Below are 15,153 nucleotides of genomic sequence, written 5' to 3'. Positions count from 1 at the left end.
TCGTTTCGGCGTTTCCACCGCTCCCGCTTCTACCACCCCGATGAAAGCGCGTGTCACCGCTTCCATCCTCGAAGAACGACCCGCCGTTCATAGCTCATTTATAGATGGACAAAACTGAACTGCAACTGAACGAGGCGTTCATCACGCCTTATCGTCATTGTCATCTGCGACCTTTTTCTCCTCACGTGCTTTCTTCTTCGGCGTCGGTGTCGGTGCCTTCTGCATGATCTCGGAGAGCTTTTCGATTTCCGGCAGGCTCAGCACCAGATCGGTCGAAGACGAGGACAGATGCAGCCCCTCTTCATGGAACCGTTCGACAATCTGGAATCGCAGCTCGTTCTTGATGCCGCCGGTCGAGGTGATATCCGCGACATGGGCGTAGATATCGAACACCATCAGCGAATCGGTCATGCTTTGAAAAGCAACGAACGGTTCCGGATTCTTGAGAATGGACGGGTGGCCGCGTACGATATCCAGCAACAGGGTGTGCACACGCCTTGGATCTTCCGTATAGGAAGCCTGCACGTTGATATCGATACGGCCAAGCTTGTTGCGGTGCGTCCAGTTGCCGACATTGCCGTTGATGAGCGTCGAGTTCGGCACGATGATCGACTGCTTCTGGAAAGTTTCCACTTCCGTTGCGCGCACGCTGATCTTCTTCACGATGCCGCTGACCGTGCCCGCTTCCACCCAGTCACCGACCTTGAACGGACGCTCCGCCAGAAGGATCAGACCGGAAACGAAGTTCTGAACGATATTCTGGAGACCAAAACCGATACCAAGTGAAAGACCACCGGCGATAAGCGCCAGATTGGACATATTGAACCCGGCCGCCGAGACACCCATCAGCGCAGCGAGGCAGAGACCGACATAACCGATCACCGTGCGGATGGAGTTGCGCACGCCGGAATCGACGCGGCCTCTCGCCATGACACTGTTGTCGAGCCAGTTCTGGAACCAGCGCGTCAGCAGATAGCCGATGACGAACAGCAAAATGCCGGTGAGCAGCCCCATCAGCGAAACCGACATATTGCCGATTTCGAAGCCGGTCATCAGTTTGAAGAAGGCATTCTTCAACTCGGCCCACTGGAAGCCGAGCTGCATTAGCACCAGCGGAATGCCGATCAGCGCCACGACCAGATTGATGAGAATGCCCGCGACAAGCCCCAGCTGGTCAAGCGTCGCATCGTCAAAATGGAAGCGCTCGCGCAAACTCGCGCCCACCTTGCTTGACGCGAATGCCTGTTCTTCGGAAATGGCGCGGCCCGTCAGGAAGCCCAGATACATGGTCACCAGAAAAGCGCCGGTGACGACGATCTGCTGCGACAGGAAACGCGCCATGCCGATATAGCCGAAAATGGCGGCCAGAATGGGTAGAAGCCCGAGAATGATGAGAAATACCTTGAACGGACGTGGCCATGAACGCACGCCCTCGTGGTCGCGCCGTACCACCGGTTTCAGGAAGGCTATTGCCAGAATGAGAATGCCCACCATCACGGTCGCCAGCAGGCTCTGCGCCATGGTAAGCGACAGCGGCGACGACAGAAGCTTGTTGACCGTCCCGACAAAGGAATCGACACCCGTCGTCAGCGCCGTCGCCGTTATCAGCAGGCCCAGAACCCGTCCCGGGCGCGGTGCAACCGGCACGAGCCGCCATTGCGGCATATCGGGGCTGATACAGGCTGCGGCCAGCCGATGAATGAAAAAGACGAGACCGAGAACGATGAACAGCGATTCCAGTATCGACGCGACGTCCGTTCTCAGGACATTGAAATAATTGAGGAAAAAGTAAGTCGTCGCCAGAAAGACGCCGATCGCAGCCGACGGAATGACCGTGGACCAGAACGCGACCAGAAGACGGCTGAGATAGGAGGGCGATTCGATGGTCGGATCGCGCTGATAAAGTGTACCAAGCACATGGCGCGCGCCAAGCTGAATCACCAGGGCGCCGACGAAAGCGAAAAATGCTGCGGCAAGAAACGAATTCAGCTTGAAGGTGACGACGAAGCGCCACCATGACTGGATAATCCGCCACAGCGACACGACCTGATTGTTCGCCGCCGCTGCAACCTCGGTGCCGAGTGCGGAATCGAGATTAACCCGCTGCGACAGCGTTTTTGCGAAAAGATCGCGGCGCAGATCGCCGATCTTCGCCGACATCTGATTGACATTCAGCGAGGTATCTTCCGTATCACCGATCATCGCGTTGATCGTCGCTTTTTCAGCGGTGAGCCGCTTGCGTTCATCGGTGACAATGCCCGGTTCCGTGGCCTCGCCGGTCGGCGCGGGGCCGAGCTGTTCCAGACGCGTGTTGATCTCGGTCAGGCGCGGACGAAAAGCGACACCGGCATCGAGAAGCTTCTTGGAAAGCCCATCCAGCTGAAGCTTCAGATTCGCCAAGGTTTCGTCACTGGTTCCAGATTTCTGCAACTGTTCGCTGATCTTCTGCGCCTGTTGCTTCAAGTCGTCGATGACCGGTTTTTGCTGCTGCACGATGGCCGAGACCGGCGGCTGATCACCATTTCCCGGCGCAGCTTGAGCACCATCGTTTGACGAACCGGCTGGCGCAGGAGCCGGTTGCGCCGTCTGTTCGGCTTTCGGCTTGTTATCCTGTGCGCTGGTGGGCGCTATGCTGCCCAACGAAAGCGCGCCGATCAAAAGAGAAAATGCAACTATCCGAAACGTTGATAAATAAGCCAATTTCAAATCTGCCGTTAAGACGATCACTGTTTCAACATAAAGCGCCGTAGAACGGAAACAAGGCGGCTTGCAAGAGAGAATCCCATTTGCTCCTGAAAGTCTCCAATGGCGCATATCGACAGCCCTTGCTGGGGAGCAACAACGAAACCACGGCAGAACGCCAGTATTTCCTTGTTCGCACCGGCTGAAATGGCTAATGAGGATTCGTGGACAGTGCGGAAGCTGGCTCAAATCCTGAGCGAGACTCTAACGGAAGTCTGGGCGGTTTTATGATAGGCATGAACAGCACAGGGCATCATAGACAGCATGGCTTCATGCTGTTGATGGCATGCGTGCTGTCTTTCGCAGCTCTTTTGTTCGCCGTGGACTTCTCCGCACTCACTGATAAGGCGAATGACGAATCTTCGCGCAGTCTGCCCAAGATGCTTGCGGCCAGACAGGCTGAAAGCACGCCGACGGCCCCCGTCAGGCAACAATCGGCACCGGCGTCGCAGCCCATGCGCGCCATCCTCATCGAAGCTATTGCCGCGAAAATCAAGGCGGCTTATCCGCTGGGTGGCGACACGGCTCTGGCTGTTACCGGAACTGGCCTGTCCTTTGCCAATGCGAAATCCGCAGAGGCAGAGCGCAGCTTTCAGCGCTTCACGGCAGCCCAGCAATATTTTGGTTTTGCCCGCGCGCCTCCTGTAGGCGCATAATAGGCACCACCGGAGGGCTGGCTTTTCCAGTCCCGCACACTCTTACGTAAAACAGCGTCATCCGCCCCGCACAGATTGTGGCTTTCCATTTCGGTCAGCTATCGGGACTTGAGATGACGCGCAGACCCGGAACCACAATCCATGCGTACTTCGAAATGGGTCGTAGCGCTGTACAGCCTGATCGTCGTGATCGGGCTTATCATCGCCTTGCCCAACTTCTTCACACAAAAACAGCTGGATGCGATGCCATCCTGGTTCCCGAAGCGTCAGGTGACGCTCGGTCTCGACCTGCGCGGCGGTTCGTATCTCGTGCTGGAAGTGGACGCAGCCGGCCTCAAAAAGGACCGCCTGCGTGCGCTGCTGGACGATGCCCGCAGCAAACTGCGCGCCGAGCGCATCCAGCCGCAGTCGATCCGTGCCGTGGGCGATGCCGTCATCGTGGCAATTCCCGATACCGACCAGCGCGCGAAGGCGGAAACGGCGCTTCGCACGCTCATCTCGCAGGTCAACACCAGCGGCTTCGGCACGGCGATTAACGATATCGACGTCAATTCGACCGATAATCAGATTCGCCTGACGCTGACAGAAGCGGGCTTCAACTACCGCCTCGATGCGGCGCTGCAGCAGAGCCTTGAAATCATCCGCCAGCGCGTTGATCAGGTCGGCGTTGCCGAACCTTCGATCCAGCGTGTCGGTTCCGACCGTATCGTGGTTCAGCTACCGGGTCTTCAGGATCCAGCCCAGCTCCGCCAGCTTCTCGGAAGCACGGCGAAGATGAGTTTCCATATGGTCGCCGATGCCAATCCGAACGATACGCCGCCTCCGGGCGTCACGATCATGCCGGATTCCAAGGACCCGAACATCAAATATCCGATTGAGGATCAGATCGCACTGTCGGGCGAACGCCTGACCGATGCGCGCGCCGGTTTCGATCAGCGCACCAATGAGCCAATCGTTTCCTTCCGGTTCGACAGCCTTGGCGCTCGTCAGTTCGCCGATATCACCACCAAGAATGTGAACCGTCCTTTCGCCATCGTTCTCGACGGCAAGGTCTTGAGCGCACCGGTTATTCGTGAGCCGATCACCGGCGGTTCGGGCCAGATCAGCGGCAGCTTCACGGTTCAGGATACCGTCGTTCTCTCCGCGCTTCTGCGTGCTGGCGCCCTACCCGCGCCGCTGACCGTCATCGAAGAACGCACCGTCGGTCCCGACCTTGGCGGCGACGCCATCAAGATGGGCCTGATCACCGGCATCATCGGCTTCGCGCTCGTGGCCGTATTCATCGTTCTGCTCTACGGCCTCTGGGGCATGATCGCCAATGTGGCGCTTCTTCTGCACACATTGCTGACTTTCTCCGCGCTAAGCCTCATCGGTGCAACGCTGACCTTGCCCGGTATCGCCGGTATCATTCTGGGTATCGGTATCGCGGTTGACGCGAATATTCTCATCAACGAACGTATCCGCGAAGAAACGCGCAAGGGCCTCGGCGCCATGGCGGCGCTCGATAAGGGCTTCCACAGCGCCTTTGCAACCATCGTCGATTCCAACGTCACCTCGCTGATTTCGACGCTGCTTCTGTTCATGTTCGGCACCGGCCCGGTTCGGGGCTTCGCCATCACTATGATGCTCGGTATCGCGATTTCGATGTTCACCGACGTGACGCTGGTGCGTATGGCGATGGGCTGGTTCGTGCGCAAGCGCAAGCTGAAGGTTCTGCACATCGAGCCGATCCTGAAGTTCGCGCCGGAAGGCACAAACTACCGCTTCATGAATGCGCGTTTTGTCGGCATCGGCGTGTCCATCGTGCTGTCGATTGCCTCGATCGTGCTGTTCTTCAAGCCGGGCCTCAATTACGGCATCGACTTCAAGGGCGGTATCCAGGCCGAAATCACCACGTCACAGCCAGCCGACCTTGCGCAGCTTCGCGCCAAGCTCGGTGCATTGGACCTCGGTGAAGTTGCGCTCCAGAGCGCAGGCAGCGCCAATGAAGTGCTCATCCGCATCCAGCGTCAGGATGGCGGTGAGGAAGCGCAGACCGCAGCCGTCAACAAGATGCGGGAAGCCGTTACGCAACTCGATCCGGGCGTGAAAATCGAACGAACCGAAGTCGTGGGACCGAAAGTCTCCGGCGAACTGGCCCGTTCCGGCTTCATCGCGGTGGTGCTCTCCGCACTCGGTATGCTGGTCTATCTCTGGTGGCGGTTCGAGTGGTTCTTCGCGCTTGGTGCGATCATCACGCTCATTCTCGACACCACGAAGATCGTCGGTTTCTTCGCGCTGATGCAGCTCGATTTCAACCTGACGGCTATCGCGGCCCTTCTGACGATCATCGGTTACTCGGTGAACGACAAGGTCGTGGTCTATGACCGTATGCGTGAAAACATGCGCCTCTATAAGTCGAAGCCGCTGCGCGAGATCATCGACATGAGTATCAATCAGGTGCTCGTGCGTTGTATCTACACGTCGGTCGTGACTTTCCTGTGTATGTTCCCGATGGCGGTATGGGGCGGCAGCGCCGTCCATAATTTCGCCGTGCCGATGCTGTTCGGTATCGTCATTGCGACATCGTCGTCGATCTTCATCGCAGCGCCGATCCTGCTTCTGCTGGGTGACTGGTGGCAGCACCATAAGGATGCCCACAAGCCTGCTGAAGAAAAGGCTATCGCGCAGAAGTGAACCCAATTGCCGGGCAGGATTTTCGCCCTGCCCGGCTCCCAACGACTGAAATTTCAATAGAGGGAAACGGCACCCTATGCCCCATGACACGCCTTTGATTGCGACCATCGTCATCGGGTTATGCCTTGCTTTTATTTTCGGTGCGATTGCCACCCGCCTCAAGATTTCTCCATTGGTCGGCTATCTTCTGGCTGGCGTTATCGCCGGTCCGCACACACCGGGTTTCGTTGCCGATCAGGGCCTCATTCTGCAGCTCGCCGAAATCGGCGTCATCCTGCTGATGTTCGGCGTCGGCCTGCATTTTTCCCTGAAAGACCTGCTATCCGTCAAAGCCATCGCCGTTCCGGGCGCATTGGCGCAGATCGCTACTGCCGCTGCCCTTGGCACTGGCCTTGGTCTTGCGCTTGGCTGGGATGTGGAGGCAGGCATGGTCTTCGGCCTTGCGCTATCCACGGCCAGTACGGTTGTTCTGTTGCGCGCCATGCAGGAGCGCCGCCTCATCGACACCGAACGAGGGCGCATCGCCGTCGGTTGGCTGATTGTCGAGGACCTTGCCATGGTCATGGCGCTGGTTCTGCTGCCAGCTGTCGCCAGCGTCACAGGCCGCGCAACCAGTGCGGCAGCCAGCGACCCGCTCGCGGCATGGCTTGGCCTCGGCATCGGTGGCATCATTCTTCTGACCATCGCCAAGGTGGTTCTGTTCGTCGCCCTGATGCTGGTCGTCGGGCGCAAGGTCATTCCCTGGCTTCTCAATGTCGTTGCGCAGACCGGCTCGCGCGAATTGTTTCGCCTTGGCGTTCTGGCCATTGCGCTTGGCGTCGCCTTCGGTGCGGCGCATCTCTTCGGCGTTTCCTTCGCGCTCGGCGCTTTCTTCGCCGGTATGGTGATGAGCGAATCCGAGCTCAGCCATCGCGCCGCGGAAGAATCCCTGCCGCTGCGCGATGCTTTCGCGGTGCTGTTCTTCATTTCGGTCGGCATGCTGTTCGACCCGATGAGCCTGCTGAAAGACCCCCTGCCCCTTTTGGCCACCCTTGCGATCATCCTGATCGGCAAGTCCGTCGCGGCCTTTTTCATCGTGCGGGCTTTCCGCCGCCCGGTCAGCACCGCGCTGACGATTTCGGCAAGTCTGGCGCAGATCGGTGAATTCTCGTTCATCCTCGCAGGCCTTGGCGTCAGCCTCAATCTGTTGCCGCCCGCCGGACGAGACCTCATTCTGGCAGGTGCAATCCTCTCCATTTTCCTCAACCCGGTGATGTTCATCGTCGCTGAACGGATGCGGCCCTGGATCGAAAAACGCAGCGCAAGCGAAGGTGCGAACGACACAACGGGCAGCACAGCCATCGATGTCTCCGAACCGGAACCATTGCCGCACACCCTTCTGACCGGCCACACGATCATTGCCGGTTACGGACATATCGGCAGCAGGTTGGCCGGCAGTTTGCAGGAACGTGCGATGCCGTTCCTCGTCATCGATGACTCGTCGAAAATCTGCACCACATTGCGCGAAAAAGGCATCGAAGCTATTGCAGGCAATGCCTCCGATATTGAAATAATAAACGCGGCGAAGCCCGGGCTCGCCCAAAATCTGGTGATTGCGATTCCCAATGCCTTTGAGGCAGGACGCGCGACCGCTCTGGCCCATGCGGCCAACCCGGATATCCACATCGTTGCGCAGGCCAATTCGCAGGCTGAAGCGCAATATCTGACCGATCTCGGTGCAACCTCCGTCATTCTTGGCGAAGAGGAAATTGCAAAGGCAATAGCCAAGGCAATCGGTGCAGACGTTTCGAATACGGGCGGCAATGCTTCCGCCCGGTCGCCACAGCAGCACATTCAGGCACAGGACGACAGTTCGGTGATTGCCGCTGATGGCGAAGCACAGGCCATATAAGGGGGAACACAGAATGAAATTTAAAGGGGCGGTAATCGGTTAATGAAAGCAAAGGATTACATCTGGCCGGTCATCGGTCTGTGTGCTGTCGGCGTTTCAGCCTGGCTTCTCTATCGGGAACTTCGCAGCATATCGCTCGACGATGTTCTGGACAGCCTCTACGCCATTCGCGCACATCACTGGGTACTGGCAGCGGCGGCAGCCCTTCTCGCCTATAGCTCGCTTGCTGGTTACGACCGTATCGCGCTTCTCCATCTGCGGCGCAAGATTTCCTGGCTTTTCATCGCACTCTGTTCCTTCACCACCTATGCTTTGTCGCACAATATCGGCGCATCCGTCGTCTCCGGGGCCGTCGTTCGCTACCGCGCCTATTCCTCGCAAGGCATGCCGGGCAGCGAGATTGCCGTTCTCATCGCCTTCTGCTCGTTTACATTCATACTCGGTGTGATCATCACCTCCAGCGTGGTGTTGCTGCTGGAGCCGCATGTGCTCATGCGCTTCAACGAAGACCTGACACCCACCGTCGCCATGGTCATCGCCCTGATCATGCTGGCATTCGTTCTGCTCTATGTTTTCGGCAGCTGGATGCAGCTGCGTCCACTCCAGATCGGCAAGTTCCGGCTCGAATATCCGCGCATGTCGGTTGTCGTGCAGCAGCTGATCGTCGCACCCCTCGAACTGATCGGCGCTGCGGGCATCATCTATTTCGCCCTGCCGGAAGCGGGCAATCCCGGCTTTCTGATCGTGCTCGGCATTTTCCTCGTCTCCTTCTCGGCAGCTCTCATCTCGCATGCGCCGGGCGGCCTTGGCGTGCTCGAACTGGTTTTCCTGACCGGCCTTCCGGATATGGATCAGGCCGATGTGCTGGCGGCACTGATCGTGTTCCGCCTGCTCTATCTCCTGATCCCCTTCGCCATGTCGCTGGTGGTGGTGCTGATTTTCGAGAAATCGCAGTTCCTGCTGCGCTGGAACGAAAAGCACAACAAGTGAGACCCCATTCAGGCGGAGAATAATTTTCACGCATCCGCCTGAATTTGAATTCCTTTTCCTTAAAATCGCGGGTTTCAGCGCCTATTTTGGAAACTGCTTCGCTAGTCGCCTCGATCGGGGCGAAAAGCGAAACAGAAAAGCCCTCCCAAGGCTCTGATCTCTGTGATGTCGCAATTGTAGCAAAGCCAACTCGTGCTTTTGCTGCGATTGCCGGAAAAGGAAACAACGCATGCCTGCGACACTTATCATCCCCGGTTACAAGGGATCGGAAGCAGGCCACTGGCAGCGCCAATGGTTGCATGACGATCCGTCAGCATTACTGGTTGAACAGGACGACTGGCATTATCCAGTGCTATCCGACTGGATGCATGCACTCGAAGCAAAACTGGCCGAAAATCCCGGCGCGGTTCTGGTCGCCCATAGCCTCGGCTGTGTGCTGGTTGCCCATCTGGCAAGCCGCCCAGCTGCCGCCCATGTTGCGGGCGCGCTTCTGGTCGCTCCAGCCGACGCGGAAACCATGGCCTCCCGAGACAGCCGTTTCCAGAGCTTTGCCCCGCTGCCGCGCCATGAGCTTGGTTTCCCTTCCATCGTCGTCGCGAGCCGCAATGACGATTATATGCGCTTTGCCAAGGCGGAAGCTCTGGCGAATGTCTGGGGTTCGGGTTTTGTCGACCTCGGCCATGCCGGTCACATCAATGTCGCGAGCGGTTTCAGCCGCTGGCCGGAAGGCGTCATTCTCGCCTCGTCCCTGCAACGGGAGCCACAAAAAGCAGCATCCTCCCAAGCTGCTCCGCTGGCTGCCTGACTGCAAACACCGTGCGTCCCGTCAGACGCACGGTGTTTTTCATTGTCAGGCGTGCTGCCTGCGCTCCAGCAAGAATTTCAGCACCAGCGTGAGAACGGCAATCAATGCGAGTGTGGAAGCCGCGGCAAAGGCTCCGGCGACATTATAGTCATTGAACAGAAGCTCCACCTGCAACGGCAAGGTGTTCGTCTTGCCACGAATAGCGCCGGACACGACAGATGTCGCGCCAAACTCGCCCATCACGCGCGCATTGCACAGCACCGCGCCATAGAGCAGCGCCCATTTGATATTGGGCAGCGTGACGTAGAAGAATGTCTGCCAGCCATTCGCGCCCAGCGTCATCGCCGCTTCTTCTTCATCGCTCCCCTGCACTTCCATCAGCGGTATCAATTCGCGCGCCACAAAGGGTGAGGTCACGAACAGGCTGACCAGAAAGATCGCCGGGACCGTGAACATGATCTTGAGATCATAGCTTTCGAGCAGCGGACCGAGCAGCCCCTGCGAGCCATAGAGGAAGAGATAGGTCACGCCCGCCACGATTGGCGAGACGGAGAAGGGTATCTCGACAAAGGTAATCAGCAGTCTGCGTCCCGGAAAACGGAATTTTGTCACCAGCCATGCGACGCAGACGCCGAACGCCATATTGATCGGCACGACCACAATGGCGACCAGCACCGTCAGCCAGATCGCATGCAGCGTATCGGGCTTCAGGATTTCGCCAAAAAATGCGCCCGCGCCCTTGCTGAACGCATAGGCGAAGATGACCGCCAGCGGCACGCCGATGCACAGGATGGACAGCACGCTGGCCAGCCAGATCAACAGACTGCGAACCGGCCCCGGCGCGTTGCGTGCCACATTAGCGCTCTGCATAACGAAGCTGCCTTGCCTGAATGAGATTGGTGATGAGCAGCATCAGGAATGCAGCGACCAGCATGACGAAGGCCAGCGCCGCTGCGGCTGGGTAATCATATTCGTCAAGCCGGATGAAGATCAGAAGCGATGTCACTTCCGTTTCAAACGGCAGATTGCCGGAAATGAAAACGATGGAGCCGAATTCGCCGAGGCTGCGCGCAAAAGACAATGACGCGCCCGCGAGAAAAGCCGGGAAGATCGTTGGCCAGACGATATGGGCGAAAATCTGCCACGGCTTCGCGCCGAGGCTGCGAGCGGCTTCCTCCACATCGGCGCTCATATCTTCCAGCACCGGCTGCACCGTGCGGATGACGAAAGGAATGCTGGTGAAAGCCATAGCGATGGAAATACCGAGTGGCGCATAGGCGACCTTGATGCCGAGCGGCTCCAGAAACTGGCCGAACCAGCCGTTCTGCGCAAAGACCGTCACCAGTGCGAGACCTGCAATGGCTGTCGGCAGCGCAAAAGGCAAATCGACGGCGGCATCCATCAGGCGCTTGCCGGGAAACTCATACCGCGCCAGCACAAAGGCCAGCAGCAGGCCGAACAGGCCGTTGAACACGGTCGCAAGCGCCGCCGTGCTGAGCGTGATCCGATAGGTGGCCAGAGCACGGTCAGAGGTGACGATGGACCAGAAGTCGCTCCAGCCGAGGCTCGCGGTCTTCATGATCATGGCGAGCAATGGCAAAGCCACGATGACAGTCAGATAAAACAGGGTGCAGCCGAGGGTCAGACCGAACCCCGGCAATACCGAATTGCGTTTCATGCTGAGAAGCGACACTGAATTATTCCATATAACGGCAGGAGCGCACGTCGCCGCACGCTCCTGGATCCGCGCTAAATTACCGCTTACTTCTTGGTGAAGAGCTGATCAAGCACGCCGCCTTCGGCAAAATGCTCTTTCTGCAACTTGTCCCAGCCGCCGAACACATCATCGACGGTCACGAGACGCACATCCGGATAAATATCCTTGTGCTTTTCGATGACCGCCTTGTCATGCACGCGGTTGAAGTTCTGCGCGAGAATCTCCTGACCTTCCGGCGAATAGAGATAATTCAGATAGGCTTCGGCGATCTTGCGCGAGCCGCGCTTGTCCACCACCTTGTCAACGACCGTGACCGGGAATTCGGCCAGAAGGCTGACCTGCGGAACGACAACATCATATTTGTCTGCGCCGAGCTGCTTCTGTGTACCACGGGTTTCGGCCTCGAAGGTGACGAGAACATCACCGATACCGCGTTCAGCAAAGGTGGTGGTTGCACCACGGCCGCCCGTATCGAAGACCGGCACATTCTTGAATATCTTGCCGACGAATTCACGCACCTTGGCGTCGTCGTTGTTGAAAGCTTCCTTCGCATAGGCGGTTGCCGCCAGATAGGTATAGCGCGCATTGCCCGAGGTTTTGGGGTTCGGGAAAACAACCTTCACATCGTCGCGGGCAAGATCGTCCCAGTTCTTGATGTTCTTCGGATTGCCCGCACGGACCAGAAATGCCGGGAAGGAATAATAGGGCGACGAATTGTTCGGCAAACGCTTCTGCCAGTCCGCCGGGATCAGATTGCCCTTGTCGTGCAGAACCTGCACGTCGGTCACCTGATTGAAGGTCACCACATCGGCTTCAAGACCTTCCAGAATGGAGCGGGCCTGCTTGGAGGAACCGGCATGCGACTGGTTGACGGTCAGCTCTTCGCCAGTCTTCGCCCTCCAGTCCGCGATGAACGCCTTGTTGACCTGCTCGTACAGCTCGCGAGCGATATCATAGGAAACGTTCAGGATTTCCTTCGGCTCTTCAGCCTTGACCGGTGCTGCACCCAGACCAAGCGCGACAGCCGCATAGAGAAAAATTTTCCGCATTAGACTATCCCCACCGCCCTGCACCTGCAAAGCGTTCATATAGATGATTGAACTTGGAAAGAAAATCTATCGAAAGGCGATTCAAAATCAACCTAAATCATTGATTTAAATCAATAAACTACTTTCCGCGAACTCCTTGGAACGTGCGCCCAAGCGGCCTATGCGTGTTAGAAAAATATTCCTCAGAGGCGCAAAAATCCGAAACAGGACAACAAAAAAGCCGGAGACTTTCGCCTCCGGCTCGTATTTCTTTCTGCATAAAATCTTACCAGAAACCGCGATGCTGCCAGCACCACAGAAAATTATGCTCGCTGCGCTCAAGCCGACTGCGCCGACGCGCTGCGATTTCCTCAGCGCTCAGTTTCATTTCCCGCCACGGCTGCGCCAAAAATGCGGGAATGCCCAAGAAGGCGTTTTTCAGTCCGGTGGTCAGCACCTGCAAGTTCCGCATCAAACCAGGCCTCCTATCCGCGTTGTCGCGTCCCCATCTCCAAGCTGCCGACATCCAGGCACGTCTTCAATCCAGACATGCTTTCGCCGCAACAATGAACGATGCGTTAATTTTGAAGCCTTCGAAGCAGATGTCAATAACCGACTTATTTTATCGGAGTTAACAGGGTGAAATATTTTGCGAACAGCAGGTTGCCGCCCGCAAAATCATACCAGCTTATACCTCGTAGTCGCTGACGGGCTTGATATGGACCTTGTCCACATTGCGCCCCTTCATGGCGTCGATCCTGAATTCGAAGCCGTCCGCGACGAAACTCTCGCCACCCAGCGGCAGGTGGCCAAGGTGCCAGAGCACATAACCGGCCAGCGTCGTATAGCGGTCGCTGTCGTCCACCAGATCGCGCTCCAGAAGACCGCTCAGGCGGCGAATATCGGCGAAACCATCGACGATATAACCGCCCTGCCCGTCCGATTCGGCGACGGATGCTTCCTCGTCCTCGTCGGGAAATTCTCCGGCAATCGCTTCCAGCACGTCAGTCGGCGTGACGACGCCTTCGAATGAGCCGTGCTCATCGACGACCACGGCAAGCTGCACCGGCGAAACACGCAGCTGCTCCATCACACGCAGCACATTGGCGCTTTCATGCACGACGAGCGGCTGCTTGACGACCTGGTCCCAGTTGATGGACTTTTTGTCCGTCATGTCGAGCAGCAGATCGCGGACCGACGCCACGCCGACGAATTCATCAACCTGACGGCGCGCAACCACCACGCGCGAATGCGAAAGCTTGCGAATTGCTTCGTGCAGTTCATCTTCGCTTTCATCGATATCGAGCCATTCGACTTCATTGCGCGGCGACATGATCGAGCGCACGGGACGATCCGCCAAATCCAGCACGCCACGGATCATTTCCTTTTCTTCCGGAAGGAAGACGTCATTGGCAGCCGTCTGCTGGGCGATCACGTCGACCGTATCGGAAAGCGGGTTCTCGCCGCGCCCGCCACCGAGCAGCCGCAGAACCGCGCCCGCCGTCCGCTCGCGCAGATCGTTTGTCGTCACCAACTTCTCGCGATTGCGGCGTGACATCTGGTTGGCTGCTTCGATCAACACTGAGAAGCCGATGGCCGCATAGAGATAGCCCTTCGGAATATGGAAGCCAAAGCCTTCCACCACCAGGCTGAAACCGATCATCATCAGGAAGCCAAGGCAGAGGATAACCACCGTCGGATGCTTGTTGACGAAGTCCATCAGCGGCTTGGACGCCAGCATCATGACGCCGATTGCGATAATGACGGCAATCATCATCACGGGCAGATGCTGCACCATGCCGACAGCCGTAATCACGCTATCCAGCGAGAAAACCGCGTCAAGGACGACAATCTGGACAATGACCTGCCAGAACACCGCATGGACCACGCGCGAGCTTTTTGCCCCATGCGCGCCTTCCAGGCGTTCGTGCAGTTCCATCGTGCCCTTTGCCAGCAGGAACAGACCACCGATCAGCATGATGATGTCGCGTCCGGAGAAGGACATATCCATCACTTCAATCAACGGTTCGCGCAGCGTCACGATCCACGAGATCGATGCCAGCAGGATAAGGCGCATAAGAAGCGCCAGAGTGAGGCCTATGACACGCGCGCGACTGCGCTGATGCGGCGGCAGCTTATCGGCCAGAATGGCGATAAAGACGAGATTGTCGATGCCGAGAACGATCTCAAGCACCACCAATGTCACCAAACCTATCCAGGCATTGGGGTCGGCAATCCAGTCCATGGACCAGTCCATGATATGTCGGCTCCTTTAGTACACGGCCCGAAGACTATTTCCGGGCAATATGTGAGTATAAACAGATGTTTAGAGTGCTGTCCTGAATCAAAAAGGCAGCGTCCAAACGGGTCAGAAAAAGCGAAATCCAGAGATACCTGCGCAAACGCCTTCGGGCCGGAACGCAAAATCGCGATCCAGCCGAAACAATCCACAGGCGGCAGAGAAAGGCTTGAAGCCTATGAAGCGAAAGGTTCCCGCGCGGGAACCGGTACTTCGGTAAGACGAATCGTCAGAACTGTCGTCGGGCATTAAGCGCGATGAACCTTTTATAGGGCGCTGTATCGGTGTTATCACCGACCTCGGGCACCAATTGTTATACGAAACATACGATCGTTGTTCGCAATATACT

Annotated in this window: 11 protein-coding genes; 5 read left to right on the top strand and 6 right to left on the bottom strand. The window is 57.5% G+C overall.

Translation table 11 applies throughout. The features are described from left to right. Positions 1 to 141: 141 nt before the first annotated feature. The gene (locus JAU75_RS00500) at positions 142 to 2,700 is read right to left on the bottom strand and encodes a mechanosensitive ion channel family protein (RefSeq protein WP_199053737.1); all 2,559 of its coding nucleotides are present in this window, start codon (positions 2,698 to 2,700) and stop codon (positions 142 to 144) included. Between the two features lie 269 nt (positions 2,701 to 2,969). On the opposite strand from JAU75_RS00500, the gene JAU75_RS00495 reads away from it, so the two are divergent. The 5 genes from JAU75_RS00495 (at position 2,970) to JAU75_RS00475 (ending at position 9,760) form a co-directional block, all read left to right on the top strand. Next, positions 2,970 to 3,398: a hypothetical protein gene (locus JAU75_RS00495; RefSeq protein WP_199053735.1), complete on the top strand. Its 429-nt coding sequence runs from the start codon at positions 2,970 to 2,972 to the stop codon at positions 3,396 to 3,398. A 141-nt stretch (positions 3,399 to 3,539) separates the two neighbouring features. Next, a complete protein-coding gene (gene secD, locus JAU75_RS00490; RefSeq protein WP_199053733.1) occupies positions 3,540 to 6,074 on the top strand; it encodes a protein translocase subunit SecD in 2,535 nt (844 codons plus the stop codon). Between the two features lie 76 nt (positions 6,075 to 6,150). Beyond that, positions 6,151 to 7,965 (top strand): YbaL family putative K(+) efflux transporter, encoded by a 1,815-nt coding sequence (gene ybaL, locus JAU75_RS00485; RefSeq protein ID WP_199053731.1) that lies wholly within the window; start codon positions 6,151 to 6,153, stop codon positions 7,963 to 7,965. Between the two features lie 42 nt (positions 7,966 to 8,007). Next, positions 8,008 to 8,955, top strand: coding sequence for a lysylphosphatidylglycerol synthase domain-containing protein (locus JAU75_RS00480; protein WP_199053729.1), 948 nt, complete (start codon positions 8,008 to 8,010; stop codon positions 8,953 to 8,955). A gap of 229 nt (positions 8,956 to 9,184) precedes the next feature. Then, positions 9,185 to 9,760 (top strand): alpha/beta hydrolase, encoded by a 576-nt coding sequence (locus JAU75_RS00475; protein ID WP_199053726.1) that lies wholly within the window; start codon positions 9,185 to 9,187, stop codon positions 9,758 to 9,760. A gap of 45 nt (positions 9,761 to 9,805) precedes the next feature. On the opposite strand, the gene cysW is transcribed toward JAU75_RS00475, so the two are convergent. The 5 genes from cysW to JAU75_RS00450 all read right to left on the bottom strand — a co-directional run bounded on the left by cysW (position 9,806) and on the right by JAU75_RS00450 (position 14,762). Further along, positions 9,806 to 10,630 (bottom strand): sulfate ABC transporter permease subunit CysW, encoded by an 825-nt coding sequence (gene cysW / locus JAU75_RS00470; protein ID WP_199053724.1) that lies wholly within the window; start codon positions 10,628 to 10,630, stop codon positions 9,806 to 9,808. Next, on the bottom strand, positions 10,617 to 11,438 hold the full coding sequence (gene cysT / locus JAU75_RS00465) for a sulfate ABC transporter permease subunit CysT (protein WP_199054880.1): 822 nt from the start codon (positions 11,436 to 11,438) through the stop codon (positions 10,617 to 10,619). The genes cysW and cysT overlap by 14 nt, the downstream gene beginning before the upstream one ends. An 83-nt stretch (positions 11,439 to 11,521) precedes the next feature. After that, complete coding sequence (locus JAU75_RS00460) at positions 11,522 to 12,526, bottom strand: sulfate ABC transporter substrate-binding protein (RefSeq protein WP_199053722.1); 1,005 nt, start codon at positions 12,524 to 12,526, stop codon at positions 11,522 to 11,524. Positions 12,527 to 12,791: 265 nt separating this feature from the next. Then, positions 12,792 to 12,977, bottom strand: a complete 186-nt coding sequence (locus JAU75_RS00455) for a hypothetical protein (RefSeq protein WP_078339338.1) — start codon at positions 12,975 to 12,977, stop codon at positions 12,792 to 12,794. Positions 12,978 to 13,193: 216 nt separating this feature from the next. Next, the gene (locus JAU75_RS00450) at positions 13,194 to 14,762 is read right to left on the bottom strand and encodes a TerC family protein (RefSeq protein WP_199053720.1); all 1,569 of its coding nucleotides are present in this window, start codon (positions 14,760 to 14,762) and stop codon (positions 13,194 to 13,196) included. Positions 14,763 to 15,153 lie beyond the last annotated feature (391 nt).

The organism is Ochrobactrum sp. Q0168 (genome assembly GCF_016427605.1).
In the GTDB taxonomy this organism is placed as follows: domain Bacteria; phylum Pseudomonadota; class Alphaproteobacteria; order Rhizobiales; family Rhizobiaceae; genus Brucella.
This window is presented reverse-complemented; position numbering and strand designations above follow the sequence as displayed.

Excerpts from the sequence above, each read along its gene's own strand:
- cysW (WP_199053724.1), bottom strand. The coding sequence starts at position 10,630 with ATGCAGAGCGCTAATGTGGCACGCAACGCGCCGGGGCCGGTTCGCAGT.
- JAU75_RS00475 (WP_199053726.1), top strand. The coding sequence starts at position 9,185 with ATGCCTGCGACACTTATCATCCCCGGTTACAAGGGATCGGAAGCAGGC.
- ybaL (WP_199053731.1), top strand. The coding sequence starts at position 6,151 with ATGCCCCATGACACGCCTTTGATTGCGACCATCGTCATCGGGTTATGC.
- secD (WP_199053733.1), top strand. The coding sequence starts at position 3,540 with ATGCGTACTTCGAAATGGGTCGTAGCGCTGTACAGCCTGATCGTCGTG.
- JAU75_RS00460 (WP_199053722.1), bottom strand. The coding sequence starts at position 12,526 with ATGCGGAAAATTTTTCTCTATGCGGCTGTCGCGCTTGGTCTGGGTGCA.
- JAU75_RS00455 (WP_078339338.1), bottom strand. The coding sequence starts at position 12,977 with ATGCGGAACTTGCAGGTGCTGACCACCGGACTGAAAAACGCCTTCTTG.
- JAU75_RS00480 (WP_199053729.1), top strand. The coding sequence starts at position 8,008 with ATGAAAGCAAAGGATTACATCTGGCCGGTCATCGGTCTGTGTGCTGTC.
- JAU75_RS00450 (WP_199053720.1), bottom strand. The coding sequence starts at position 14,762 with ATGGACTGGTCCATGGACTGGATTGCCGACCCCAATGCCTGGATAGGT.
- cysT (WP_199054880.1), bottom strand. The coding sequence starts at position 11,438 with ATGAAACGCAATTCGGTATTGCCGGGGTTCGGTCTGACCCTCGGCTGC.
- JAU75_RS00495 (WP_199053735.1), top strand. The coding sequence starts at position 2,970 with ATGATAGGCATGAACAGCACAGGGCATCATAGACAGCATGGCTTCATG.